Source organism: Flavobacterium hiemivividum (assembly GCF_004349145.1).
Classification (GTDB): Bacteria; Bacteroidota; Bacteroidia; order Flavobacteriales; family Flavobacteriaceae; genus Flavobacterium; species Flavobacterium hiemivividum.
The window spans coordinates 527,551-553,806 of the sequence record NZ_SMFO01000001.1 but is presented as its reverse complement, the minus strand read 5'-3'; the positions used below and the strand labels follow the sequence as shown (position 1 = coordinate 553,806).

At 34.4% G+C, this 26,256-nt stretch carries 23 protein-coding genes; 15 read left to right on the top strand and 8 right to left on the bottom strand.

Annotation, left to right across the window (positions count from 1 at the left end; translation table 11 throughout):
- Positions 1-4 precede the first annotated feature (4 nt).
- Complete coding sequence (locus E0F98_RS02485; RefSeq protein ID WP_132108858.1) at positions 5-487, top strand: DUF4296 domain-containing protein; 483 nt, start codon at positions 5-7, stop codon at positions 485-487.
- A 10-nt stretch (positions 488-497) separates the two neighbouring features.
- Here the strand turns inward: E0F98_RS02485 and E0F98_RS02480 are convergent, their stop codons facing one another.
- A complete protein-coding gene (locus E0F98_RS02480) occupies positions 498-1,499 on the bottom strand; it encodes an NAD-dependent epimerase/dehydratase family protein (RefSeq protein WP_132108856.1) in 1,002 nt (333 codons plus the stop codon).
- Positions 1,500-1,631: 132 nt separating this feature from the next.
- On the opposite strand from E0F98_RS02480, the gene tyrS reads away from it, so the two are divergent.
- Genes tyrS through E0F98_RS02465 form a run of 3 tightly spaced genes read left to right on the top strand, consistent with a single transcriptional unit; the run spans position 1,632 to position 3,412 of the window.
- On the top strand, positions 1,632-2,924 hold the full coding sequence (gene tyrS / locus E0F98_RS02475; protein WP_132108854.1) for a tyrosine--tRNA ligase: 1,293 nt from the start codon (positions 1,632-1,634) through the stop codon (positions 2,922-2,924).
- 30 nt (positions 2,925-2,954) lie between these two features.
- Positions 2,955-3,161 (top strand): hypothetical protein, encoded by a 207-nt coding sequence (locus E0F98_RS02470; protein ID WP_132108852.1) that lies wholly within the window; start codon positions 2,955-2,957, stop codon positions 3,159-3,161.
- Between the two features lie 11 nt (positions 3,162-3,172).
- Complete coding sequence (locus E0F98_RS02465) at positions 3,173-3,412, top strand: type II toxin-antitoxin system RelE family toxin (RefSeq protein WP_132109336.1); 240 nt, start codon at positions 3,173-3,175, stop codon at positions 3,410-3,412.
- A gap of 7 nt (positions 3,413-3,419) precedes the next feature.
- On the opposite strand, the gene E0F98_RS02460 is transcribed toward E0F98_RS02465, so the two are convergent.
- The 4 genes from E0F98_RS02460 to E0F98_RS02445 form a co-directional block, all read right to left on the bottom strand.
- The gene (locus E0F98_RS02460; RefSeq protein WP_132108850.1) at positions 3,420-4,400 is read right to left on the bottom strand and encodes a LuxE/PaaK family acyltransferase; all 981 of its coding nucleotides are present in this window, start codon (positions 4,398-4,400) and stop codon (positions 3,420-3,422) included.
- Positions 4,401-4,524: 124 nt separating this feature from the next.
- Complete coding sequence (locus E0F98_RS02455) at positions 4,525-4,863, bottom strand: T9SS type A sorting domain-containing protein (RefSeq protein WP_132108848.1); 339 nt, start codon at positions 4,861-4,863, stop codon at positions 4,525-4,527.
- A 108-nt stretch (positions 4,864-4,971) separates the two neighbouring features.
- On the bottom strand, positions 4,972-6,135 hold the full coding sequence (locus E0F98_RS02450) for a hypothetical protein (RefSeq protein WP_132108846.1): 1,164 nt from the start codon (positions 6,133-6,135) through the stop codon (positions 4,972-4,974).
- Between the two features lie 111 nt (positions 6,136-6,246).
- Positions 6,247-8,982: a TonB-dependent receptor gene (locus E0F98_RS02445; RefSeq protein ID WP_132108844.1), complete on the bottom strand. Its 2,736-nt coding sequence runs from the start codon at positions 8,980-8,982 to the stop codon at positions 6,247-6,249.
- Positions 8,983-9,159: 177 nt separating this feature from the next.
- On the opposite strand from E0F98_RS02445, the gene E0F98_RS02440 reads away from it, so the two are divergent.
- The 11 genes from E0F98_RS02440 to phoU all read left to right on the top strand — a co-directional run bounded on the left by E0F98_RS02440 (position 9,160) and on the right by phoU (position 20,198).
- A complete protein-coding gene (locus tag E0F98_RS02440) occupies positions 9,160-9,843 on the top strand; it encodes a response regulator transcription factor (RefSeq protein WP_132108842.1) in 684 nt (227 codons plus the stop codon).
- Positions 9,844-9,923: 80 nt separating this feature from the next.
- A complete protein-coding gene (locus tag E0F98_RS02435; RefSeq protein ID WP_132108840.1) occupies positions 9,924-10,985 on the top strand; it encodes a sensor histidine kinase in 1,062 nt (353 codons plus the stop codon).
- A 342-nt stretch (positions 10,986-11,327) separates the two neighbouring features.
- Positions 11,328-11,978 carry a carbonic anhydrase family protein gene (locus E0F98_RS02430; RefSeq protein WP_132108838.1) on the top strand — a complete coding sequence of 217 codons (651 nt, stop codon included), beginning with the start codon at positions 11,328-11,330 and terminating at the stop codon, positions 11,976-11,978.
- 48 nt (positions 11,979-12,026) lie between these two features.
- A complete protein-coding gene (locus E0F98_RS02425; RefSeq protein WP_132108836.1) occupies positions 12,027-12,479 on the top strand; it encodes a tail fiber domain-containing protein in 453 nt (150 codons plus the stop codon).
- A 176-nt stretch (positions 12,480-12,655) separates the two neighbouring features.
- Positions 12,656-13,951 carry a porin gene (locus tag E0F98_RS02420; RefSeq protein ID WP_132108834.1) on the top strand — a complete coding sequence of 432 codons (1,296 nt, stop codon included), beginning with the start codon at positions 12,656-12,658 and terminating at the stop codon, positions 13,949-13,951.
- Between the two features lie 290 nt (positions 13,952-14,241).
- Complete coding sequence (locus E0F98_RS02415) at positions 14,242-15,429, top strand: OprO/OprP family phosphate-selective porin (RefSeq protein WP_243699186.1); 1,188 nt, start codon at positions 14,242-14,244, stop codon at positions 15,427-15,429.
- A gap of 142 nt (positions 15,430-15,571) precedes the next feature.
- The gene (locus tag E0F98_RS02410) at positions 15,572-16,435 is read left to right on the top strand and encodes a PstS family phosphate ABC transporter substrate-binding protein (RefSeq protein ID WP_132108830.1); all 864 of its coding nucleotides are present in this window, start codon (positions 15,572-15,574) and stop codon (positions 16,433-16,435) included.
- 191 nt (positions 16,436-16,626) lie between these two features.
- Positions 16,627-17,835, top strand: a complete 1,209-nt coding sequence (gene pstC / locus E0F98_RS02405; RefSeq protein ID WP_243699185.1) for a phosphate ABC transporter permease subunit PstC — start codon at positions 16,627-16,629, stop codon at positions 17,833-17,835.
- A gap of 1 nt (position 17,836) precedes the next feature.
- A complete protein-coding gene (gene pstA / locus E0F98_RS02400) occupies positions 17,837-18,715 on the top strand; it encodes a phosphate ABC transporter permease PstA (RefSeq protein ID WP_132108828.1) in 879 nt (292 codons plus the stop codon).
- 1 nt (position 18,716) lies between these two features.
- Complete coding sequence (gene pstB, locus E0F98_RS02395; protein WP_132108826.1) at positions 18,717-19,469, top strand: phosphate ABC transporter ATP-binding protein PstB; 753 nt, start codon at positions 18,717-18,719, stop codon at positions 19,467-19,469.
- Between the two features lie 60 nt (positions 19,470-19,529).
- Positions 19,530-20,198: a phosphate signaling complex protein PhoU gene (gene phoU, locus E0F98_RS02390; RefSeq protein ID WP_132108824.1), complete on the top strand. Its 669-nt coding sequence runs from the start codon at positions 19,530-19,532 to the stop codon at positions 20,196-20,198.
- A gap of 83 nt (positions 20,199-20,281) precedes the next feature.
- Here phoU and E0F98_RS02385 read toward each other — a convergent pair whose 3' ends face one another.
- The 3 genes from E0F98_RS02385 to E0F98_RS02375 form a co-directional block, all read right to left on the bottom strand.
- Complete coding sequence (locus E0F98_RS02385) at positions 20,282-21,361, bottom strand: glycosyltransferase (RefSeq protein ID WP_132108822.1); 1,080 nt, start codon at positions 21,359-21,361, stop codon at positions 20,282-20,284.
- An 87-nt stretch (positions 21,362-21,448) separates the two neighbouring features.
- Positions 21,449-24,880 carry a hypothetical protein gene (locus E0F98_RS02380; protein WP_132108820.1) on the bottom strand — a complete coding sequence of 1,144 codons (3,432 nt, stop codon included), beginning with the start codon at positions 24,878-24,880 and terminating at the stop codon, positions 21,449-21,451.
- A gap of 89 nt (positions 24,881-24,969) precedes the next feature.
- Positions 24,970-26,223 (bottom strand): aspartate kinase, encoded by a 1,254-nt coding sequence (locus tag E0F98_RS02375; protein WP_132108818.1) that lies wholly within the window; start codon positions 26,221-26,223, stop codon positions 24,970-24,972.
- Positions 26,224-26,256 lie beyond the last annotated feature (33 nt).

Below are 26,256 nucleotides of genomic sequence, written 5' to 3'. Positions count from 1 at the left end.
ATAGATGAAAAAATTACTGTTACTATTGACCGTTTTAGTTGGGTTTATGAGCTGCAAAGAAGAGGTAGTTCATAAGCCTGACAATCTTATAGAAAGAGATGTCATGATCGATGTAATGTATGATTTATCAATTTTGGACGCTATAAAATATCAAAATCCAGCGTCAATAGATACGTTTAAAATTAATCCGTCTCAGTACATTTTTAAAAAGTATAAAATAGATAGCTTGCAATTTGCGCAAAGCAATACTTATTATGCTTCAAATTATATCGATTATAAAGAAATGTATGACGAGCTTATCCAGCGAATTGAGGCTAAAAAAACAGTCTTAGATTCATTGGTAAAAAGAGAAGAGAAAAAGCAAGAGAAACTAAAAGCTGATTCACTAAAAAAAGTCAAGATGAACGATGAAAAAAAAGATTCTTTACTATTAAAAAAGAAGAAAATTATCTTGAAAAACGGAAAAGACTCTTTGAGAATTCAATAAATTTCCCTTTTTATAATTTTGAAATCTCCTCGATGTATTGATGGACATCTACAAATTCAGTGTTTAAAGTCCTTTTTATTTTTTCATTCGAATAGATGTGTTTCGAATAAGATGCTGTAGCAGTCGCTCTGGTTAACTGCCTTTTTCTCCCTAAAATGCTTGATATAATCCAATCCACTCTCCAAGCGATTTGCATTACCGATGGTTTTAGGTGGCGGGTAGGTCTTTTTACTTTCAACGCGTCGGAGATAGAATTCAGTATGTCTCTAAAAGGGATGTTCTGCGCAATCAATATAAAACGCTCGTTTTTAATTTCGCTTTTCATCAATTGAATTGTAATTCTTACCACATCGCTAACTGCTACGAAAGCCGCTATTCCAAGAGTGTAAAACGGCAGCCCGTTGGCCACTTTCTGAAAAAGAAGACCACTTCCTTGATCTTGAAAACCAGGTCCAATAATAACTCCCGGATTTACCACGACGACATCTAAGCCTTCTTGCCGGCCACGCCATATTTCTATTTCAGCACCGTATTTTGAAATAGCATAATCGCTATGTGGTTTTTCAGGATTCCACTCGGTTTCTTCAGTGGTACTAGTTTCGTGTGCTGCTAAATCACCTAAAGCCGCTGTCGAACTAATGTAGCATAGTTTTTTTACTCCTTTAGCAAGGCAAAAATTCACAATGTTTGCGGTTCCTTCGATGTTAGTTTTGCGGAGTGTTTCTTCGTCTTTTGGATCAAATGAAATTAGGGCAGCGCTATGGTAAACGTAGTCAATTCCTATAAAAGCATCTTCTAAAGAAGGGATGTCAATTATGTCAGCTTGAACCCATTCGATAGCATTAAACAATGCAGATTTACTATAAAGCTGAAACAAGGCTTTCGTTTTCTCGATACTTTCTAATTTTCGATAAATAGCCCGTATTTTATTAGCTCCGATGTTTTCGGATTCTATTAAATACAGCAATAAATGTGCTCCTACTAAACCAGTTCCTCCTGTTACTAAAATCATCTTGTAAATGTACTAAATCAATTTCAATTCAGAAATTCAAATTTATTTTGAGGTTTCTCAGTAGTATTGCCATTGAAATTGCTATTGCCATTGCAGTTGAATTACTATCTTTGCGGAAATTGATTAAAAAAGATGAAAAATTTTATTGAAGAAGTGACTTGGAGAGGAATGCTCCACGATGTTATGCCAGGCACAGAAGAACATTTGATGGAGCAAATGCGTGTGGCGTATGTGGGTATTGATCCAACTGCAGATTCATTGCATATAGGGCATTTAGTAGGTGTAATGTTGTTGAAACATTTTCAATTGTCAGGACACAAACCATTAGCGCTAGTAGGTGGTGCGACAGGAATGATTGGAGATCCATCAGGAAAATCCAATGAAAGAAATTTATTAGACGAGCCTACTTTACGTCACAATCAAGAAGCAATTAGAGCACAATTGAGTCGTTTTCTTGATTTTACTTCAGATGCTCCAAATGCAGCTGAATTAGTGAATAATTACGACTGGATGAAGAATTTCTCTTTTCTGGAGTTTATTCGTGATATTGGAAAACACATTACGGTAAATTATATGATGTCTAAAGATTCAGTAAAGAAGCGTTTGTCTTCTGAATCAGCAGAAGGAATGTCATTTACTGAGTTTACATACCAAATGGTTCAGGGATACGACTTTTTACATTTGTTCAAAACCAAAAGTTGTACACTGCAAATGGGTGGTTCAGACCAATGGGGAAATATCACTACTGGAACGGAATTAGTACGTAGAATTGCTGGCGGAAAAGCATACGCTTTAACTTGTCCGTTGATTACAAAAGCGGATGGAACTAAATTCGGGAAATCTGAAGGAGGAAATATCTGGTTAGACGCAGCGCGAACTTCACCTTATAAATTTTACCAATATTGGTTGAATACTTCAGATGTTGATGCTGAAAAATACATCAAGATTTTTACCTTTTTATCGAAAGAAGAAATTACTGAATTAACCGAAAAACATTCAGAAACACCACATTTGCGTTTGTTACAAAAACGTTTGGCTGAAGAAACTACGGTAATGGTTCATTCACAAGTAGATTTAGAAAATGCGATAAAAGCATCAAATATTTTGTTTGGAAATTCTACTTCCGATGATTTAAAACAATTGGACGAAGCCACTTTCTTAGATGTTTTTGAAGGTGTTCCGCAAGCGGAAATAGCAAGAAACGAAATTGAATCTGGAATTGATATTATCGCTGTTTTGAATGAAAAGACAGGATTTTTTAAGTCTAATGGTGAAGCAAGACGCGCTTTGACGGCTAATTCGATATCAGTAAACAGAGAAAAAGTGAAAGAAGATTTTGCACTTTCGACAAAAGATTTAATCAACAGCCAATTTGTATTGTTGCAAAGCGGTAAGAAAAATTATTTTGTGGTTAGAGTAGTTTAATTTCTTAACTTTACTATAAATATTAATAGTATGGAAACTCAATTCTTAACTGATAAAAATGGAAATAGAACGGCTGTTGTTTTGCCGATAGAGAAGTACAATAGAATGATTGAAGAATTGGAAGATTTAGAAGACGTACGTCTTTATGATGAGGCCAAAAGAGACGATGATGGTTATCGTATTTCTATTGACGAAGCGTTTAAAATTATTGAAGAAAAGCGCAAAGTAGTCAAGTAACGTCTTACACTATTGAATTTAGAAAAAAAGTTTTAAAAGCTTTAATCAAAATTAATGAGCCTTATTTTTCTGCGATAAAAAAGCAAATTTATGATTTAGCTGATAATCCTAGACCACAAGGGTACAAAAAGTTAAAAGGAAGAAAAGGATATAGAATACGTGTTGGCGATTATAGAGTGATTTATGAGATTTTTGACGATATTCTTTTGATTGATGTTGTTGATTTAGGACATCGAAAAGAAATACATTAATAAGGTTTTATAGCACCATCAAATTACAACCGCGAATATCAGAATTATCAAAACGTCCCAATACCTCGAAAGAGTTGTTGGGATTTTTTTTGCCCAAATCCTGAGTAGCTATAAACGAACAAGAATTGATGTTAGCCAAATCAATCACGTTGATTCCGCCTGTTTTTCCTTGCGGAATGTATGTCAATGCATCTTCAGTATCGCGGATGAGGATTTGGATCCAAGAAGGACATTCAAAAACGCCTTCACCAAGAGAATAGGCTTGTGAGAGTAATTCAGTCATTCCATATTCAGAATGGATGGCGGTAACGCCAAAACCTTCGCAAAGCTGCTGATGCAGTTCTTCTCGGATCATTTCTTTGCGCTTGCCTTTCATACCGCCGGTTTCCATGATAATGGTGTTTTGCAGTTGGAACTGATGTTTTTCGATCAAGTCTAATAAGGCAAAAGTAACTCCGATAAGAATTATATTTTGGCCAGATTCGTCTAATTCGGTCAATTTTTTAATAAGCTGCTCGTGGTTGTGAAGATAAAAACCGCTTTCGGCATGATTCGATAGCTGAATCAAATCTTCGACCATATAAATCAAGGAAGAACCTTCTCTTTCCAGATAAGAAGGTAATAAAGCTAAAACGACGTAATCTTCAATGTTTCCATAAAACTCAGAAAATCCTCGGCGGTAACTTTCCTCATAAATAGAAATGTCTGTTACAAGATGTTTGCTGGTAATCATTCCGGTCGTTCCGCTGCTGGTAAATGTATTTTGAACTGGGTTTGTATTAGAAACTACAGCGTGACTTTTAAAAAATTGAATTGGTAAAAACGGAATCTGTTGTAGTGTTTTTATTTTTTGAGGTTCTATTTTCAATAGATCACAAAATTCTCTGTACACCAAGTTGTTTTCGTGTTGGTAACGAAATACTTTTAAGGCTATTTTTTCAAATTGCTTTTGATTCGAAATGGCAAATATATCAGTAGCTGTAATCAAGAATTTTTTTTTGCAAAGGTATAAATTTTAATAGCGTTTTCAGATATTAAAAGGCATTCCAATCGGAATAAAAAAAACTCCAATTGTAGTTGGAGCTTTTAAATTTATTTTTCGAAAGTAATTTTTACCTTACAATGAGTTTTCTGGTAGCAGTTGCGTTTTCCTCATTAATCTTAATAATGTAAACGCCAGGGTTAAGACTGGAGACATTTAGTTCTCTTGAACTAATTAACGTTTGCAGTACTTTTTTTCCTAAAAGATCAAATATAATTATTTCTTTATTTGAATCATTTTTGGTGGAAATATATACCTTTCCATTAGTTACAGGGTTTGGGTACAAGCTTAAACCTTCAATTATGGAGGTTTCTTGTAGTTTTGGTTGTTGCTTTGTTTCTTGAGCGCTGAGGTTCAAGGAGAAGAAAAAAACCAATAAGATTGCAATATAAAAGTAATTTTTTGCCATTAGCTTGATTTTGTTTAGTAAATATACAAAAAAAATCAAATACTGTACCAAAATAAAAAACACCTTTCTTTTGAAAGGTGTTTTACAACAAATTTATTGTTTTTATTATTATAATCCTGCAGTCCAGCCAGTTGTCCATGACGGAGCAGCTGCTCCAGCACCAGCACCAGTATTAGTTCCTACTGTTAAATAAGTAGTGTTTGTTCCAGTATATTCCGATGGTAAAAAGCCAGTTGCAGTGTTTGCAAATTGGATAGGATTGAATTTTATATTTCCATTCGTTATATTCTCATTTGCCGCAGCGTCGTCAGATTTTATTTTTAACCCTTTTGTAAAAGCACCGTCAATGTATACATTTGAAGCAGTCCATTTTCCAGCACCTTCTTTTAGATAAATCGCATCTTCAGAGTTAGCTAAAGTTCCTTTTACAATCGAAATGTTTTTTAAAGTTGCATTTGTCATTGGTGTAGCGTAACCATTTGTACCATTATTTGATCCTTCGATACCCGCTTTAGCTGTGTTTTTGATATACCAAAATTCTCCTGTTCCAGCCCATCCATCAGCAAAGTCAATTGAATCATCATCACTATCAGTTGATACTAAATACTTCCCGTTTACAGTTCCTCCGAAAAATTCGATACCATCATCACCATTGTGATTTGCGTGAACATATTCTAAAGTTGTTCCAGAACCCACACCAAATAATGATAATCCATTGAATTCTTTTGTAGAGGTATAAGCGTAGCCTGTGTATTCTATTCTCAAATACCTAATTACTCCTGAGTTGTCAGCGGTATCAGAACCACCATACGTTAAATCTGAAACTTCTGCAGAAGCCGTTCCTCCAGCGGTTGCCGAAGTGTTTATTGGAGCTTTACCACAAATTACTAGACCTCCCCAGTCACTTTTAGATGGTGTTGCTTTGGCCGAAGTCATAACTACTGGGTTAGTAGCTGTACCATTGATGAAGATTTGCCCTCCTTGAGATACCGCAATGTATCTTACTGTACTATCTGTGTTTTCTGTTGCTTTGATTACAGTTCCAGCAGGAATAGTTAGTTTAGCTCCGCTTTTTACAATAAATGCTCCTGTTAAATAATACACTTTTGAAGCATCTAATGTAGCTTCTTTTCCAGCTTCTAACGTTCCTTTAAAGTTTGTAGGATCTAGAGAAACAACATTTGGATCCGTTTCTGTAGCAACATCATTACTAGTACAAGACGTAATTGTTAATGTTGCTAATGTAAGCATTGATAAAAATACTTTTTTCATTTTTTTTAGTTTTAATTGTGGTTGTTTTATTATTACAGTGCAAACCTAGCACTGTTTTTCTGTAGTTTGATTTTGTTAAGTTTATCAGTTTGTTAAGCAATCGTAAACTTCTTAAAAAGTATAAGTCGCAGCTACTTTAAAGTTTATACCGTTCTTATACGATTTTACTAATACGTTTTGGTTGTCTTGTATTCTTTCGATTGTAGGGTCTAAAATATTTTTTACAGATAATCCTAAACCAATGTTTTTAGTAAGCTTAGACTTCAATATGAAATCTAAAGAGCCGTTAGCTTTGTCGATTAAATCTCCTCTTCCGCTTGTACCTAGAGCATAAATTCTGTCGGAGAAATAACCATAGGTAATTGTTGCTAGAACATTTTTATCTTGTGAAAATTCTTTAAAATAGCTCAGGTCAGCATTCAATAATAAATCTGAAGCTCCAGTTAGCTTACCTTCTGTTTTAGAGAAGAAAACAGTTAAGTCTGTTTCATTTTCTACTTTTTGCCCATTAAAATCTTGATTGTTGTACATATACGATGCGTTGAATCCGGTACTTAATGATTCTTTGTTTTCAGTATCCTTTTCGAAAATGTTTTTTCTAATCTCAAATTCAGCTCCTAGGACAACTGCTTTGTCTCCTGAGTTGACATAAGATATATCGTTAGTTGCTGAGGTAATCGTGATTTCGTTGATTGGATTCTGAATTAATTTTCCAAAAGCAGTTAACGAAATTATTTCGCTCGACTTAGGGAAATATTCCCATTTGACATCTGCATTATAATTGGTCGAAGAGTATAATTTCGGGTTTCCAATAATAACCTCGGTAACATCTTCAAACTGGAAAGGTGCTCTCTCTTTAAATTGTGGTAAAGTGTATGATTTACTGGCTGCAAATTTTAAGTTTTGATCTTCGTTTAACTCATATTTAATACTAGTTGAAGGTAAAAATTCAAACTTGTCAAACTTGTTTGTGCCTTTACTGATGTTAGTGAACCAATCTATATTTTGAATAATATATTCTCCTCTTGTTCCAAAAACTACTGTAAGCTTTGGTGTAAACTTATATTCAACTCCCACAAATGCTGCCTGAATATTTTGATCGCCATCATAAGTTTGAGGAGCTAATCCGCCATTAAAAGTTTTTATGCTAAAGAGATTATTGCTAAAATTGGTTTGGTTAAAGTAACCGTCAATATTGTTCTTGTCTACGACTGGTTGTGCAACTGCGTTGTTGATATCAAAATTAAATTGTCTTGCTTGAAAACCTACTTTTTTAGTATATCCACTGTATCCTAAGGTAAATTTCCCTCTATAGTCTTCATCCTCTTTGTTAAACTTATAATCCAAAGCTAAGTTTGCAGCTAACTGATTGTCTTTTAAATTCTGATAAAATCGGTGGTTTTCAGAATCATTATTGTCTGACACTTGCTTTACATCTGGATCAGATTGTTCGTTCTGCGGAATTAAGGTGTTTTGCATTCGATCTGGAATGCTGTTTTTTAAAGAGTTAAAAGAAACACCCCAGTTAAAATTCGTTCTTTCGTTTAAAGAATGATTTCCTAATAATTGGTTTATAAATACTGTAGTTTGATCTAAATTAGACCTTCTAATGTATCCACCGCCATCCGAAGCAATGTCAAAACTATCAATAATACCTTCAAATTCTTGATGGTCTTGGCTCGAGGTGTTGACGAATAGTGAGTTGAATTTTATGGAGTTGTTTGTGTTAATTTTATAATTAACGTTCCCCATTACTGTTGTGTTTGTATTGTATGAAAAAGATTCGAAATTTAAATTTCTTCTTGGGATGCCATTTAGGCCAATAGATCCATTCGAAACTCCAGTAGTATAATTGTATTCATTGTCAAAAGACGCTGTTCCAAAAAAGCCGAGTTTTCCATTTTCTCCAACATTGAATTCACTACCGCCTCTAATAAAGATAGAAGTGTTAATAGGAGTCGCAGCAGCGGTATTCCAATTAGTATCGAAATTATAAGAAGAAAATGGGTTTTTAGGATAGCTTGTATTTGAGAATCCAGTTTTAGATGGTCCGTCTTGTAATCGAAAATCTTTTTGGCTGTTAGCCAAAGTATTCATGCCTAATTCGAAACCTATCTCTAACATTTCGCTTCCTGTATGCGTTTTTGATACAATATCAATATTTGCACCTCCAAAATCTCCAAAATTTCTAAAATTGTATGTTTTGTCAATGCCTATTGATTCTACAATATCAGTATTGAATATACCTAATTTAATATTCTTTTTTGAAGGATCGTCTGATGGTAAGGGCAAGCCATTCATAGTAGTAGAGTTGTAGCGGTCGCCTAAACCTCGTACAAATATATTTCCAGTACCTTCCTGTTTTGTAATACCACTCGTTTTAGTAACTGCTGTGGCTACGTCGCTAACTCCTTTTCTGGAGAGTTCTTGCGCGCCAATACTTTGTTTGATTTCGACAGCCTTTTTTTGTTCTAATAATAAGGCGGTTTCTTTTTGTTTGTTTACATGAGTCGTGATAACAACATCACTTAATTTGTAACCAGCCGCGCCTAATGCTTTGCTTAGAGTAACCGTTTCGCTATCAATCACGGTTACGGGAATTTCTACTGATTCGTAACCAATAAAACTATACTGTATAACATAGCTTCCTGCTGGAGCACTAAGTGAGTATTTACCATCAATATCAGTTATGCCATTTATTTGTGTTCCTTTTAATAATACATTCGCAAAAGGTAACGTTTCGTTGTTTGAATCCTTATCAGTTAGTACTCCAGAAATAGTCCCTTTAGTTTGAGAAAAAGCAAGGGTACTAATAAAAAGCGTTAAAATGAATAATTTAAGTTTCATAGTTTGTTTAATTTTTTGCAAAGTAATGGGGTCTTTGTAAAGTTTGCGTTATTGGCAGGTTACGATTACGTTTATTGAATATTACCAAATAGTTATCAAATTAAATTACGGTTAATACTGCTTTTTTGCTGTTCATTTATTGTTACATTTACAATTGCAAACGTAATTTTGCCAAATATGAAAAAGAAACATACCAAGATTTTACTTGTTGACGATGAACCAGATATTTTAGAAATCGTAGGTTATAATCTTGCTCAAGAGGGCTATCAGATTTTTAAGGCCGCTAATGGAAAAGAGGCAATTGTAAAGGCTAAAAAGGAATTACCAGATTTAATTATCATGGATGTCATGATGCCTGAAATGGATGGAATGGAAGCTTGTGAAAATATTAGAAAAATTCCAGAATTGAGCAATGTGATTATTACTTTCTTGACTGCAAGAAGTGAAGACTATTCGCAAGTGGCGGGATTTGATGCGGGAGCAGATGACTACATCGCAAAGCCTATAAAGCCAAAACTATTAGTTAGTAAAGTCAAAGCATTACTGCGCCGTCTAAAAGAAAGTGAGCAAGACAGCGAAACTTTAAATGTAGGTGGAATAGAAATAAATCGCGAAGAATATAAAATAGTAAAGGATAATGTCGAAATTGCATTGCCTAGAAAAGAGTTTGAGCTGTTTTATTTGCTTGCTTCTAAACCCGGAAAAGTATTTAAGCGTGATGAAATTCTGGATAAAGTTTGGGGAAATGAAGTAGTGGTAGGAGGAAGAACTATTGATGTCCATATTAGAAAACTTCGAGAAAAAATAGGGGAAGATCTTTTTAAAACCATTAAAGGGGTTGGCTATAAATTTGAAGTTTAAAATAAAACAATGAGGTTGTTTGTGAGGTGCAAGTTCTTCTTTATAATGCTCTTTTAAACATACAGTATAAGTACTTAAAAATGAATGTAAGTTTTAAAAAAACCTATAAGTTTGCCGTAAAGTCAGCGTTGTACATCAGTCTATTTTCAACTGGATTTGTAATGCTATTGGTTTCAGTAATGTTCCAATTGCCTTTGCGCAGTCTGCTATTGTTTGGTTTTATTTTCATTTTAGTTATTTATATATTTTCATTTATTGTTTTACAACATCGAGTTGAGCGTTTTATATATAGACGTGTAAAGAAAATCTATGATGATGTTTCGCTTTTAGAATCAAGTACATTTCTGGATCAACCCATTGCGACCGATATGGAAACACTGACTCGAGAGGTAAAGAAATTTGCCACGGATAAGAAACTTGAAATCGAGATGTTGAAAGTGCGTGAAGAGTACCGAAGAGAGTTTTTGGGAAATGTTTCACATGAGTTAAAAACACCCTTATTTACCGTGCAAGGTTATATTGACACTTTGCTAGATGGAGCAATGGAAGATAAAGTCATTCGAAAAAAATATTTAAAACGGGCCGAAAAAGGGGTAGAACGACTAATTTATATTGTTGAAGATTTAGACATGATAACCAAACTTGAAGTTGGGGATCTGAATTTAGATATTACTGAATTTGATATTGTCGAATTGATTCAGAACGTTTTCGACCTACTAGAAATGAAAGCCGAGAAAAAGAAAATCACGCTTGAGTTTGAGAATTATCACATCTTACCCAATTATGTGAGAGCAGACAGAGATCGAATTCAACAAATCGTAGAAAACCTAATCGTAAATTCAATAAAGTACGGAAACCCAAAGGGTACAACAGAAGTTGCGGTGGTTAATTTGACAAAAGAAAAAGTTTTGATTCGGATAACAGATAATGGTGAAGGAATAGAAAAGCAAAATATTCCGCGGCTTTTTGAACGTTTTTATCGAATAGATAAAAGTGGAGCCCGCTCCGAAGGAGGTTCTGGATTAGGACTTGCAATAGTAAAGCATATTATAGAGGCTCATAAAGAAAAAATATTTGTCGAAAGTGAAATTGGTGTTGGTTCACAATTTTCTTTTACGCTAACAAAGGCAGTGAAGCAATAATATAAAACGCTTTGAAAAGTCTTCTGTTTATTAATGTAATTTCAAGTTTAATAACTTTTTTTGAAATTCAGTGAAATTACTTCATAAGAAACTTCTCCTTTCTATTACTTCAATTTTTTATTAAAGCAATTAATTTTAAAGTGTAAGCTAAGAATCTGTGGTGCTTATATCTACGAGAAGGCGGTGTATTAATGTGCTGTTTTGGTAGTTTTTAGTTTTGATTTACTTGAATTGGCCAAGAATAAAAAAAATCAATACGAATAAAAAAAATAAGACTCGAAAAGAAATAGAGTGTATTTTTGCTGGAGTAAAGAATGGACATAATCAACAATTAATTAGAAAATGAAAACATTAACTAAAGAAATGCAGGACGCTATTACTCCAGTAATGGCGATAGAAATTCTAAAAGAAGGAAATAAAAGATTTGCAAACAATCTAAAAGCAAACCGCAACCTTTTGCAACAGGCTAATGAAACTGTAGAGGGTCAGCATCCTTTTGCGGTGATTTTGAGTTGTATTGATTCACGAACTTCAGCCGAGTTAATTTTTGACCAAGGCTTAGGCGACGTGTTTAGCGTGCGTATTGCTGGGAATATTGTGAATGAAGATATTTTGGGCAGCATGGAGTTTGGATGTAAGGTAGCTGGTTCAAAAATAATTGTGGTCTTAGGACACACTAAATGCGGTGCCATCAAAGGAGCTTGTGACCACGTCGAAATGGGGAATTTGACAGCTTTGCTTAGTAAAATACAGCCTGCGGTGTACGATGAAAAAACAGAAACCGAAAACAGAAATTCAACCAATAGCGATTTTGTAGATAAAGTATCTGTGATCAATGTTAAAAAAACAGTACAAGCCATTATGGAACGCAGCCCGATTTTAAAACAAATGATTGAAAATGGAGAAATTGGTATAGTAGGAGGAACGCACGATATTACAACTGGACTTGTAACTTTTTATGAAGATGCCATGATGGTAGTGGACGGTAAGTAAAGAAAAATAACTTGACGATATTTGCAATCAAATCAAAAAACTTTAATCATGAAATATTCACTGAGAGAATTTAAAAAAGCATGTTTTTTACTTTCATTTTTAGCAATATCGGCTGTTTCATTTTCACAAAGCTACCCCGATAGCACTATAAAAATAAATGCACAGCTGATACAAAATCCATTGCAAAGTATTATTCGGCTGGAACCAACGATGTTTGAATATGATACACAAAATTTCAAACAATTGGATCTAGAGAAAGGAGAACAATTTGGATTTATGGCAGATAATATACAGGAGGTTTTTCCGAGTCTTGTAGGTGAGAAATCGATCTCTTATTTGTTCAGTAAAAATACGTTTCGCAACGCTACCATTAAAACAATTGATGAAGCAGGTCTCATTCCTGTTTTGGTCGCTGCATTCAAAGAACAGCAAGCAGAAATTGAAAAATTAAAAAGTGAAATGGCAGACCTTAGAAATAAGTTGGAAACTGCGGCACAATAATTCTTTTTTAGAATCCATATTTCAATCTGTGAAATATGGATTTTATGTTTCTAAATGAATCGTAATCTTAAAGACGATCATTGACCCTATTTGTTATCATCATGATAATGATTTGTTAACAATAGCTTAACATAAAAAATAGACATTTGCAAAATAAAATACTGATATCATTAGAGATGAAAAAAATTTTAATTGCATTTTTTATAGTTAGTGCAGGTGTACTTCAAGCGCAAGAAATAAATAGAAACGAAATTTCGAGAGAAGTGGCTCGTATTATGGATTCTATAAGCAAAGTTAAGGCAGCTGAAGAAAAAGCGAAGCCGAAAAAAGAGTCTCAATGGTATGATAAAATTAGTCTAAGAGGGTATGCTCAGGTGCGTTACAACGGGTTAATATCTACTAATGATAAAGTTTCATGTGATCAATGTGATAAATCGTGGGGAACCACAGCTACGGGAGATGATGTAAAATCTAATAATGGGTTTTTTATTAGAAGAGCTAGAATTGTCTTTTCAGGTCAAATTCATCCCAATTTATCTTTCTACATTCAGCCTGATTTAGCGAGTTCACCGAGTACAGGAGTCAATAATTTTTTGCAGTTACGTGATGCTTATTTTGATTTGTCATTCGATGCAAAGAAAGAGTTTCGTTTAAGAATAGGGCAAAGTAAGGTCCCTTTTGGATTTGAAAACATGCAATCAAGTCAAAATAGATTAACTTTAGACCGTAATGACGCTTTAAATAGTGCCATTGCAAATGAAAGAGATCTTGGTGCGTTCTTTTATTGGGCACCAAGTAAAATAAGAGAGCGCTTCGCTATGCTTATTAAGGATGGATATAAAGGTTCAGGAGATTATGGGGTTTTTGCCTTTGGGGCATATAATGGTCAAACAGCCAGTAAAACTGAAGGTAATAAAAATCTTCATGTAGTGACTAGGGTAAGTTATCCTTTTCTAATAGGAAATCAAATTATTGAACCAGGGCTTCAAGCGTACACAGGTAAATGGGCTTTTGGAAGCGAAATTTCTTCGGGTGTTTCTGTTAAGGATAAACAATACACTATTGATCAAAGAGTGGCGGCTTCTTTTGTGCTGTATCCAAAACCATTTGGTGTTCAAGCGGAATACAACATTGGTAAAGGGCCTCGCTACAATAAACTTACAAATTCGGTAGAAGTCTCTAACTTAGAAGGAGGTTATGTTACTTTAAACTATAAATGGGATCTTTCTAAAAATCAATTGCTATATCCATTTGCTAAATTTCAATATTATGATGGTGGAAAGAAATTTGAAAAAGATGCTAGAAGTTATACTGTTAGAGATTATGAACTAGGTTTAGAGTGGCAGCCGTATAAAGCATTTGAACTAACTGCAACTTGGGTAATTGCCGACAGAACTTTTGAGGATAGCGTACTTAAAAATAACAGACAGCAGGGAAATTTATTGAGGTTACAGGCTCAGTTTAATTTTTAGAAGTAGATAATTCACGAAAACAAAAAGCATCAAATACTTAATAAGAGTATTTGGTGCTTTTTTATTTGAATGAGGAAGAGTTTAAATGACATTAATTGCTATTTCAAGAAGATGTAAATTTACTTAAGCACCTTTAATTTAGTCGGTTGTAGTTTTTATGTCGCTTTAAATTACCGTTATGTTAACCTTGGCTTAATACTAAAAGGGTTTATTAACATTAATTTTGCCTCGTAATAACACAACAATAACTAATTATTAAAATGAAAAATTTTTTATTAAGCATCGTGCTAATGTTTACATTAATAACGATGGCTCAAGAACAACAATTAACTAAAGAATTGCCTGCAAAAAAATCAGAGCTAAACCATTATTTAACCTCCTCTAAAAAACTGGGTTTTACAGAGAAAGATAGTTTGTTTCAAGTGATTATTGGCTTTAGAGTTCAAAGTAGAATAGGTTTTGGTAAAGAAGAAGGCGAGTCAGGAGTTGTAGAAGGAGAAATAAGAAGAATGCGACTGAAGTTAGATGGTTTTGTTTATAATCCGAAGTTTGGATATAAAGTTGAACTAGGTTTTTCGGCTAGAGATATTGGAACTGTGGCTGTAGGGAATAGCGGAAACGTAATTTTAGATGGAGTTCTTTTTTACAAGCCTACTTCTCATTTTACAATCGGTTTTGGTCAAACAAAACTCCCAGGTAACAATCAACGTGTAATCTCTTCAAATTCCTTAGAGCTTACAGATCGTAGTATCAACAACTCGAAGTTTAATATTGATCGTGATTTTGGAGTGTTTTTAGATTATTCGAAACAAAACCCAGAACATTTTTCATATGCATTAAAAGGTGCAATTACTAAAGGAGAAGGTAGAAACTGGGTAAAAACCAAAGATGACGGAATCGCTTTAACTGGAAAAGTAGAATTATTTCCTCTTGGAGCATTTACTAAAAACGGATCAAATTTTGAAGCAGATTTAACGCGAGAAAAAACGCTGAAATGGATGGTTTCTGGGGCTTTTAGCCAAAATAATAATGCTTTACGTTCTCAAGGACAATTGGGTAGTAGCTTATATGAGTCAAGAACACTGCAGTCTTTATTTTTTGATACCATGTTTAAATATAATGGTTGGACGGCATCTGCGGCTTATATGTCTAGAACGACTGATAATCCTATTACGATAAATCCTCTGGATATTACTAAACAACAAGCGGTGTATGTAGGTTACGGAGTTGACACTCAATTGAGTTATCTTTTCCCTTCTGATTATCAAATAATTGGTAGATTCTCAACGCAAAAAGTTAATGACGCGATACAAACGTTAAGTCCAGATGTAGACGAATACACGATTGGATTATCTAAATATATATTTGGACATAAAGTAAAAGTTCAAGCTGAGGTTTCGTATGATGACGTAAAGAATTTTAGTGGAAGTGTAGATAACAATTGGTTTGGACGACTTCAAGTAGAGATTGGAATATAATGTATAAGGAGTGTTTTTTTTCGAAATTGATTTCGATATTTAAAACATAAGTAATAAAGATTGTTTAATGTTCAGTTAACAAGGAGTTAACATTCAGGCAGTACTTTCGTGAAAAATTAATAGAACTAATAAAAAAGATAAAATGAATAAAACTAAATTGTTTTTAATGTTGCCATTGATTGGTATGTTAAGTTGTGGTAAAGCAAAAAATGAAGATAAAGCAACTGCATCTTCTGGGACTGAAGTGTCTGTAACCATCAAAGGAAGTGATACTGTTTTGCCATTGGCACAAAAAGAAGCTGAAGAATTAATGAAAACAAATGCTGACGTAAGCATTACTGTTGTAGGTGGTGGATCTGGAGTAGGAATTACGGCAATGATTGATGGTACTACTGATATCGCGATGGCTTCAAGAGACCTAAAGACCGAAGAGAAAATGAAGTTTGCTGATAAGAAAATTGAAATTGAAGAAGTGATAATTGCTTATGATGCTTTAACAGTAATTGTTAATCCCGCAAATAAGGTTTCTAAATTAACACGTGAGCAGTTAGAAAAAATCTTTACAGGAGAAATCAAAAACTGGAAAGAAGTGGGCGGTGCTGATGAAAAAATCGTCGCTTATTCAAGAGAATCTTCATCTGGAACCTATGAGTTTTTTAAAGAAGAAGTTATGGACAAGAAAAACTATGCTACAGATATTTTAAACTTACCAGCAACAGGCGCGATCGTTCAAGCTGTAGGTCAAACTAAAGGAGCTATCGGTTATATCGGATTAGCATATGAAACAAAGGAAGTGAAACAATTAGCAGTGTCGTATGATCAAGGAAAAACATTTGTTGAGCCTTCTATAGCTAGCGCTAAAGATAAATCGTATCCTATCTCTAGACCATTGTTCTATATGTTTGATAAGAAAAATGCTGATAAAGTAAAAACAGTTGTTGATTATGCACTTTCTGCTGAAGGACAAAAAATAGTTGGCGAAATAGGATATATTCCATTGAACTAATACAAAAAGGTTAATTATTATTTATAATGAAAGGTTGTTCGATTACGAGCAACCTTTTTTTATTTATAGAACGAGTTGTGGTGTTAAACTTGTATCAATCGCTTAACCTTAAGTTAACATAAGGATAATAAAGGGAATACATTCGTCAAGTTTGACTGACGTATTTTTGTTCAAAATTAAAAAACACTCTTTTGAAAACAAATTTTAAACAGATTAAAGAGAAGGTAATTGAATCCATCTTGATGCTAAGTAGCGCCGCTACTAGTATTACGGTGATTTTAATTATCTTTTTTCTATTTATAGAAGGTGCTGGAGTTTTTACCAAAAAACCAATAGAGAAGGGTTTTTTATTGGCAGTAAATAATTCTAATCCAGTAAGTAAATTAGATCCATCGCAAATAAAAGATATTTTTGATCAAAAAATTACAAACTGGAGTGACCTTGGCGGGAAAGATGTGCCTATCGTTTTGTTTAGAAGTGGAGACATAACAGACTATTATTCAGAAGAAGAGCTGGGTGAGAATTTTGCGAATTTCCCCGATAAAATAAACGAACTTATTGCAAACACGCCTGGAATTATAGCGTTTTTTTCAGATAAGTATGTAAATGAAGAGTTTAAAGGAAAAGAACTTGATATAAATAAAATCACTGTTTATAAATTCTTATCTGATGAAGAATGGTTTCCGACGGCAGAACCTGTTGCACAAATGGGAGTTAAGCCTTTAATTTACGGAACCTTATGGGTGAGTTTAGGAGCTATACTTTTGGCTTTGCCAATAGCTTTGGCTGCAGCGATCTATTTAAGTGAAATTGCAAAGAAAAGAACTCGCAATTTATTAAAGCCACTTATTGAACTTTTAGCCGGAATTCCGTCTGTAGTTTATGGGTTCTTCGGCCTAGTGGTTATTGTTCCATTAATTCAAGATCTTTTTAATCTGCCTGTGGGTGAAACTGCTTTGGCAGGAAGTGTGGTTCTTGCAATCATGGCTTTGCCTACTATTATCACTATTTCTGAAGATGCAATGCGCAACACGCCACGAGCGATGAAAGAAGCAAGTTTGGCCTTAGGTGCATCCCATTGGCAAACGATATATAAAGTAGTAATTCCGTACTCTGCATCTGGGATAACAGCTGGGGCCATTTTAGGAATTGGACGCGCTATTGGCGAAACCATGGCCGTTTTAATGGTAACTGGAAATGCTGCAGTAATTCCGAGTTCCTTTTTAGCGCCTATTCGAACAATTCCCGCAACTATTGCAGCAGAATTAGGTGAGGCGCCAAACGGTGGACTGCACTATGAAGCATTATTCGCGTTGGGATGTATTCTTTTCATAATCACTTTTGGGATCAATATGTTAGTAGAAGTGGTGACCAATAGAAACTCACAAAAAAAACACTAAAATGAGTACTGAAAATAATTTAGCAAAGAAAAAAAGAAGAAGTCAAAAAATTGCCTTTGGGATTTTTACAGCAACGAGCTACGCCATTGTAGGACTTCTATTTGTAATATTAGCTTTTATAGTTATTAATGGAATTGGAGTTATCAGCTGGGAATTCATCAGCGCCATGCCTGAAAACGGAATGACCGAAGGCGGAATTTTCCCCGCTATTGTAGGAACACTTTGTTTGGTCTTGGTAAGTATGGTATTTGCATTTCCAGTTGGTGTGCTTGCAGCGATTTACATGAATGAATATGTAAAGGATGGTTGGCCCAAAAAAATCATTAAGCAAATGACAAATAACCTTGCGGGAGTTCCATCGATTGTATTTGGACTTTTCGGGATGGCATTATTTGTGAATAAGTTGGAATTTGGAGATTCGATTTTAGCTGGTGGATTGACATTGGGCTTATTAGTTCTTCCGGTTATTATTCGAACAACAGAAGAATCTTTGAAAGCAGTCGATGATACCTTTAGACAAGCAAGTTTAGGGTTGGGAGCAAGTAAGTGGGAAACCACGAGTAAAATTGTTTTCCCAATCGCATTTCCTAATATTATTACAGGATTAATATTATCCATAGGAAGAGTTTCTGGTGAAACTGCGCCAATTTTATTTACCGTAGCTGCTTATTTTTTACCTAAATTGCCTACTTCCATTTTTGATCAGGCGATGGCTTTACCTTACCATTTATATGTAATCGCAACCAGCGGTACTAATATTGAAAAATCAAGAGCAATGGCTTATGGTACGGCACTTATCTTAATTATTATTGTATTAATTTCTAATTTATTGGCGAATGCACTTCGTAAATATTATGGAAAAAAAGTAAAAATGAACTAATATGCATAAAATAGAATCAAATAACGTAAATTTTTACTACGGAGAAAATCATGCTTTGCGCGATATTTCTTTATCGATGAAGGAGAATACGGTTACCGCGCTAATTGGGCCATCAGGTTGTGGTAAGTCAACTTACCTGCGTTTATTAAATAGAATGAACGACCTTATAGACGGTACTAAAATGACCGGAAATATTGCTATTGATGGAGTAGATATTTACGCAAAAAATACCAATGTTGATAATTTACGTAAAAACGTAGGTATGGTTTTTCAAAAGCCAAATCCTTTCCCAAAGACTATTTTTGAGAATGTAGCTTATGGATTGCGAGTTAACGGAATTACCGACAAAAATGAAATTGAAGAGCGTGTTATTACTACTATCGAGCAAGTAGCGCTTTGGGATGAGGTAAAAGACAAACTGAAAAAATCAGCTTTTGAACTTTCTGGAGGACAGCAACAAAGGTTGTGTATCGCTCGTGCATTGGCAATAAAACCATCGATTTTATTGATGGATGAGCCAACATCAGCTTTAGATCCAATATCTACTTCCAAAATTGAAGAGCTTATTTATGAGCTAAAAAATAAATATACTATTGTTATCGTAACACACAACATGCAACAAGCTGGTCGTGTAAGTGATACTACTGCTTTTTTCTATATGGGAGAGCTAATAGAATACGACAAAACAAAAACTATTTTTACAAAACCCGCTATCAAGCAAACGGAGGATTATATAACAGGAAGATTCGGATAGAAATGATTATGAATTGTATCAATAATCGATTAACTTTAAATCTTCAAATCTTTAGATAAAATGGCATCACACTTAGAAACAGAACTAGGGAAACTTAGAATGATTATAATAAAAATTGGGAGTCTGGCTGAAAGTCAGGTCGCTGAAGCTGTTAAGGCAGTACTTTCAGAGCCCGTTTTAGAAAGTAAAGAAGTAAAGAAAACTGAAAATAAAATTGACAAACTTGATGTGAAAATTGACGATATCTGTCAAAGTGTTTTCGCTTTGCAACAGCCTGTCGCGTCCGACTTGCGTTTTATCATCTCAGCAATGCAAATAAGCAGGGAGATAGAAAGAATTGGCGATTTATCGATGAGTATTATCAAGCTGACGAAAAGCATTAAGGAGAAACATGAGCTAATCTCAAAATTTGAAATAGCTGATATTGTTAGGGGAGTGGAAGATATCACAATTCAAACAAATGCGTGTTTCCAGAATATGGATGAAACTGCAATTGAAGAAATTTTTAAGCTGAACAGAGATATTAAAAGTAAAAGCAGTGATGCGATCGATAATATTATTAGTGAGATGAAAAGTAACTCTAAAACAGTTGGCTCTGGAACCAGTTTAATTATTGCTTTAAAACACTTCGAAAGAATTGCAGATCACAGTACAAACGTAGCCGAATCAGTGTATTTTATGATTAATGCAAAGACTATTAAACACGAAAAATTTTCAGACAAAAAATAACGAAGGAAACTATTTAATTAGAAAGCTGGTTTTTATATCAATAATGATGTGAAAGCCAGCTTTTTCTTTGGTAGTATAATTTTTTAAATTTCGAAAACTTCAAATAATTTTTCCCAATTAGGAATGTTTTCAAAGTCGGCGAACCCTGAATATTGTTTTGTTTCAATCAAGTCTTCGATTTTAAAATCATCTTGTTCTGAATATGGAGCGATACCGTCTTTCTTTAGCTTTCTAGCCAAGTACATTTGTTCATATTGCCCCGGAGTGGGGATGAAAAACGCTTTTTTACCAAGCTTTGCCAAATCCATAATTGTTGTAAATCCTGAACGTGCCAGAACGAGATTACTTTCATTAAAAGTTTGCTGGAGCTGCAGGCTGGTCATAAAGTTGAAATAAGTAATGCTTTCTATCTTTTCCTTTTTTTGCTCTTCTTCCACTATTCCTTTTATGAAAACGACCTTGCCTTCGTAGTGTTTTAACTCGGTTTTTAAGATGGATTCTAGCATTCCTCGTTGCGGATCTGGGCCGGAGAGAACGATCATTAAATCATATTGTTTTGCAGCGTCTTTCTTGTGCATCCTGCTTAATGAGCCTAAATATTTAGGAGTAAAGGCTAGCTCTTTCGAATGACTTAATTCTCCCGCTAAATTTGGTTCTCCCGCGACATCAGGAACCCAACATTCCGTAAATTTTTTAATGCTTTTTTGATGTAGTTTGCTAGTTAGCCAAGTCGTGCTTCCAGACATCACATTCAGTTGATGCGTTATATAAACAGAAGGAATATTTTCATTAAAAACGCCCAATCTGTTGTCTGAGATTATTCCATCAATTTTGTATTTATTAATCCATGAAGCAACCATTTTTTTTTCACTCCAAATTGCTTTCAGCATTTTCGGAGTATTGAGTAGCATCTTCCATTTAAAATCACTTCCTTTTTTAGAATATTCGACTTGGTAGGAAGGCAATTCGAGGGTTTGCACGTCAGGAAATTCTTTACGCAACATGGCAAGCGCAATTCCGTCAGAAGCAATAATCGGGGTGTAATCGCCCTCTTGTAACGCCTTAATTATGGGAATACAACGCGTTGCATGACCCAAGCCCCAATTTAATGGAGCAACCAAAATGTTTTTCGGAATCTTGTTCACTTCCTTCTGTAGGGACATGGTTGTTTTTTTTAGGGAAAGATACTCAAACTACTGTTTTGAAAAGGAATACGTTGCAGTATCAATGCTTTGAAATTAGTATTCGTATTAAAAATAAGCTCTTAATTGCACATTGCCAGTATGAATAGCTTGACTTGTTTCACTTTTTCTACCTTGATAATTAAAATTAATGTCTAAGAATTGGGTGATGTTTTTTTGTAAGAGCAATCTCCAAGTGATGTTTTGACCCGTTTGTAAACCTTCTAACATTTGAAATCCGACAGCAGAAAACTCATTGCCAGTATATTTATTCTGATAAAAGGAAACCTCACCATTCATTGTGATTTTTTTCTCGCCAGCATATGAAAAGGATGTTCCAAAACGATTTTGAAGTAATTTTTCGAAATCTCCAATTTGGTTTTCTTTGTTTTGCAACTCGTAAAACACATCCCAACTCGTATTTTTCGAAAATAGGTAGCTGATTTTTGGCGCTAATTGATAACCTGAAATTGTATAGTTCTTTTCAGGAAAATTTTCGGAAATTATAGAGGTTTGAATCGTTTTTGCGGAAGCGCCAAACAACCAACTTTTCTTATACAAATGAGAATATTGGAACTGATTTGAGCTATTTGTAGACTCCTGTGATCCTATGGAAAGTAAATTTTTCGTTTGGTTTTCTATATAAGTGTAGGTGACGGAGTGCTTTTGTTTTCCTCTGTTGTAAAACAAACTATTTCTAAAACTGGAATTCAATCCCAATACATTTTCTTGTGAGGAATTAAAAGGATTCAGCTCGAAATTGCCGCCTTCATTTTTTGTTTTTCGATCAATAATAAAAGAAGTTTGATTGTAAAAAAACGAACTGAATTTTTTAAATCCGGTTTCGTTTTGCCATTGAGTCGGATTCAAAATAATCGATTGCGAGAATTTTGTCTGATGCGTTTTTATATAAACTCGATTAGGTAAATACACCCTAATGTATTTTGCCTGATCGATAAATGGAGCCACTTCAAATTCCTGTAACTCCTGAATTCCGTTTGCATTGTAATCATTCCAAGTGTAAACGCCCTGCCCCGTGGGCACTTCAAGATAAGTAAATTCCTGCTGCGGTAGAGTCCCAGAATTGGTTTCATAAGCGGTTGTTCCTTGAATCAGCTGATTGAAAAAACGGTCGTTATATACGATTCTCGAATTTAGCGAAGGCTCTTTTCGCTTCGAAGCATCCTCAAAATCCAATACCCGATAATTAGTATAAACAGACAAATCACTTTTTGCCGTCTGAATTAATTTTGATTTCAAATAGTAGGTTTGAGAATTATTTACCCTTTGTAATACTCCATTTTGAATACTGTCATTACTTCTTCTTAATAATCCTAGTTCAACAAAAACCTTTGTGCTATCACCTCGACCGGCAAACAATCCATATTCAGAAAAGCGCTGACTTAGGTTCGAAAATTCATTTGTTGTTTTATTTTTTTCTTGGTTGTCTTCAAAACGTTGGCTGGAGCCAATCCAATTTTTATCAAAGTGAAACCGAATTTGAGATTGATTTCTAATAAAATTTGAAGAGCTGAGTGCGCCGTCGCTTCTTAAATAACTTCCCTGGTTTTTGAAACTCCAGTTTTTTAAATTAAAATACCCGTTCAGAATATGTCTGTTTCCAGAAAAACTTTCAGAGAAATCTAGTTTTTCAAATTGGTATTTTAAGATTCCCTTGTTAGTAGGATTATATTTGGGATTTAGGTTAAAATTCAAGCCTGAAACCAATAGACTTTGATTCCCAAATGCTGTTGTTCCCAAATTCCAATCCCTATCAAATTCAATGGTGTAAAGCCGTTCGACGGTTGTGAATTCTTTTTGCGTAAATTGATAATTAGCAAAAGCATCGACGATCCATTTTTTCGAATACAACCTTTGCTGAGCATTTATTTTTGTACTTATTCCTTGATTATTTGAATCATCAATAGCCGAAAAAAGATTAGCATCGTTATTACTCACCGCGATTTCAAAATCAACAGCCGTTTTCTCTGATGGAGAATACTTTCCTAAAAATGTAGCCACTTGAATTTTTGTAGGGGCCACAAGCTGGATTGTAGGATCATAATTTCCTTGCGGAATAGCATTTATCGGTTCAATGTATTCGTAAATTCTACTGACACTGGCTGCATTTTTCAAGATGTAATTTCCTTTATTAGGTCCTACTAAACTAAATCTTACATTGAATAACTCTTCCTGAGACTCATTTGAATATTCGAAAATTTCAGTGGCATTTAGGATCATTTTTCGATACAGCACTTTATTGTCAGAGAAAGAATCTGGATAAGCCGATGGAGCGACCATCAACTCTTGATTATCTCCAGCCTCAATCAGGATTTGCGCTTGATCTTTAGTAAGGTTTTGCTGTAAAGGTTGGTTTTTAATGTCATTTTCAGAATAGATATAACTTCCAAAAGTCCATTTTTCATTTTGATGTGTTGCACCCGCATAAGTCACAAATCGCGTATAATTCCGATCGGAATATTGGTATTCAATAGCGATACGCATTTCTGAAGTTATGGTAAACAAGGGAGTGAATGTGATTTCGCCAGCATTGTAGTCGATAGTGTAATCATTATTCTCGCCTCTTTCTAAAAGCAATCCGTTTACGTAAACGCGTTCTGAGCCAGAGATTACAAGTACATATAATTCGCCATTTTGACCTTTTAATTTATAGGGTCCTTGGCTTCCTTCGACTCCAGTGAAATTACTTTTGGCATATTGTCCTTTAACTAATGCTACGGAGGCAAAAACATTTGTTTTATTTTTCGGTGTTCCAAAATCAAAATTTGCGGAAAGCCCCTGAACCTTTTTATTAAAGTTTAAAAACTGGCTGCTGTGGTTTTCTAGAAAGAGATCTCCTGCTCGTATATTCCATTTATTGCTAAATAGCTCCATGAAAATGTTGTCAAACTGGTCTAGCTTTTGCGAATAGCCGCCGTCTTGCAACGGAATATTGCTGTCTTGCAATGAGGCTCGCAAACTAACCTTATCTGATAATTTTCCTGTGATTTGCAAATCTAAATTTGAATTTAGAACTGTATTTTGGTTATTACCTATGGTTAGTCCGCGGGTAATACTTCCTGAAGTAGTTAGTCTATCAAAAGGGATGTTTTTCTCAGTAGATTTCGTGTTTACTTGATATAATTTATCCGAGTTGATATCGTTGCTAACTACCTTGCTAGGATCGTAGATACGGTATTCCTTGGTTAAAAAATCAGGGAATTTCAAGTACTGTACCGTTATAGAATCAGATGCAAGTAGAAGATTGTTTTTTAAGAGTAAAGTTCCTTTTAGAAAATCTATTGTATAGAAAGTGCTGTCTATCGCTCTGCTATTGGCGTCAAGCAATTTAAAAAAAGAAGCATTTAGGCTTTCATTTTGAAGGCGAATAGTGTCTCTGGAAACAGGAATTTTCTTGGTTTTGTATAATGAATTGTTTTCCTGGGCATAAAGCCCAGAAAAACATATAATCATTAGTAAAACCAATACTTTTTGTGCCATAAAGAGAATAACTTCTATAGTTCAAAAGTAGTGTATTCTATATAACTATGAGCAATGGTGTTTTAAAGCAGACAACGAAAATTAAACTCTTACTCGACAGTCACAATTTGCATTGTTTCAGTACTAATTTGTTTCAAAACTACTTTTTTACCTTGTTCCACTGTCTGAGCAGCCGAATCATTAAAATGCCTAATGGTGTATAAAGTTACATCTGGTGTAAAATCGACTTTGAATTTTTTAGATAAAATAGCATTCAGCTCGTCGAAATTATCAAATTTATCTTCGACGCACACAGAGAAGCTAATCGCGGTATTTTGAATTAAATTCACCTTTAGTTTAAATTGATGGAATAAAGAAAATATCTCACTAATATTCTCTTCCATGATAAATGAAAAATCGATAGAAGAAAGTGAAATTAGCAACTGGTTTCTTTTAACGATGAAACACGGTAAATAGGGCTCTAGATTTACACCTTTTGAAACACTTGTTCCTTTTAGTAAAGGATTTATGAAAGATTTTACATACAAAGGAATTTCTTTTTTCTGTAATGGTTGTAAAGTTTTTGGGTGGATCACTGTTGCACCATAAAAGGCTAATTCAATAGCTTCACGATACGAAATCTGGTTTAGTAAACTTGCGTTCTCAAAATAACGTGGATCAGCGTTCATCACTCCAGGGACGTCTTTCCAGATGGTTACACTTTCAGCATTTAAACAGTAAGCAAATATCGCCGCCGTATAATCTGAACCTTCACGACCTAATGTTGTTGTGAAATTGTTTTCGTTAGAACCTAAGAAACCTTGAGTAATGTTCAACATTTTTCTTTTTACATTTTTCGAAATGTTCTTTTGCGTAAGATCCCAATCCACAGTTGCATCTCTATAGTTAGAATCGGTTTTGATGAAGTTTCTAACATCAATCCATTCTGTTTTTATTCCCATATGATTCATGAAATGAGCAAGAATTGTTGTCGAAATCAACTCTCCATAACTCACCACTTGGTCATAAACAAAATCATAGTTAGGAGATTTGTTATGTGATAAAAAATATTCTAGTTCAACAAAATGTGCTTGCACAGCAGTAAAAACTGGGTTTTTATCATCTTCAAACAAATCTAAAAGGACTTGATTGTGGTACTTTTTTACTTCTTGAACTGAGGATTTTAGAGCTGAAGACTTCTCAAAATAGTCTTTTATCACTACTTCGAGGGCATTAGTGGTTTTTCCCATTGCAGAAACTACCAATAAAACATCCTCATAACCTACCTTTTGTAAAACGTCATACACATTTTTAATTCCCTCAGCATCTTTTACGGATGCACCTCCAAATTTGAATACTCTCATAATAATAAAAATTCCAACATTATAAATTCCAAC

Coding starts and splice junctions, on each gene's coding strand:
- E0F98_RS02430 (WP_132108838.1), top strand. CDS start 11,328: ATGAAAACATTAACTAAAGAAATGCAGGACGCTATTACTCCAGTAATG.
- E0F98_RS02445 (WP_132108844.1), bottom strand. CDS start 8,982: ATGAAACTTAAATTATTCATTTTAACGCTTTTTATTAGTACCCTTGCT.
- E0F98_RS02425 (WP_132108836.1), top strand. CDS start 12,027: ATGAAATATTCACTGAGAGAATTTAAAAAAGCATGTTTTTTACTTTCA.
- E0F98_RS02440 (WP_132108842.1), top strand. CDS start 9,160: ATGAAAAAGAAACATACCAAGATTTTACTTGTTGACGATGAACCAGAT.
- E0F98_RS02470 (WP_132108852.1), top strand. CDS start 2,955: ATGGAAACTCAATTCTTAACTGATAAAAATGGAAATAGAACGGCTGTT.
- E0F98_RS02375 (WP_132108818.1), bottom strand. CDS start 26,223: ATGAGAGTATTCAAATTTGGAGGTGCATCCGTAAAAGATGCTGAGGGA.
- pstB (WP_132108826.1), top strand. CDS start 18,717: ATGCATAAAATAGAATCAAATAACGTAAATTTTTACTACGGAGAAAAT.
- E0F98_RS02485 (WP_132108858.1), top strand. CDS start 5: ATGAAAAAATTACTGTTACTATTGACCGTTTTAGTTGGGTTTATGAGC.
- E0F98_RS02455 (WP_132108848.1), bottom strand. CDS start 4,863: ATGGCAAAAAATTACTTTTATATTGCAATCTTATTGGTTTTTTTCTTC.
- E0F98_RS02420 (WP_132108834.1), top strand. CDS start 12,656: ATGAAAAAAATTTTAATTGCATTTTTTATAGTTAGTGCAGGTGTACTT.
- E0F98_RS02415 (WP_243699186.1), top strand. CDS start 14,242: ATGTTTACATTAATAACGATGGCTCAAGAACAACAATTAACTAAAGAA.
- phoU (WP_132108824.1), top strand. CDS start 19,530: ATGGCATCACACTTAGAAACAGAACTAGGGAAACTTAGAATGATTATA.
- E0F98_RS02410 (WP_132108830.1), top strand. CDS start 15,572: ATGAATAAAACTAAATTGTTTTTAATGTTGCCATTGATTGGTATGTTA.
- E0F98_RS02450 (WP_132108846.1), bottom strand. CDS start 6,135: ATGAAAAAAGTATTTTTATCAATGCTTACATTAGCAACATTAACAATT.
- E0F98_RS02435 (WP_132108840.1), top strand. CDS start 9,924: ATGAATGTAAGTTTTAAAAAAACCTATAAGTTTGCCGTAAAGTCAGCG.
- tyrS (WP_132108854.1), top strand. CDS start 1,632: ATGAAAAATTTTATTGAAGAAGTGACTTGGAGAGGAATGCTCCACGAT.
- E0F98_RS02480 (WP_132108856.1), bottom strand. CDS start 1,499: ATGATTTTAGTAACAGGAGGAACTGGTTTAGTAGGAGCACATTTATTG.
- pstA (WP_132108828.1), top strand. CDS start 17,837: ATGAGTACTGAAAATAATTTAGCAAAGAAAAAAAGAAGAAGTCAAAAA.
- E0F98_RS02385 (WP_132108822.1), bottom strand. CDS start 21,361: ATGTCCCTACAGAAGGAAGTGAACAAGATTCCGAAAAACATTTTGGTT.
- E0F98_RS02380 (WP_132108820.1), bottom strand. CDS start 24,880: ATGGCACAAAAAGTATTGGTTTTACTAATGATTATATGTTTTTCTGGG.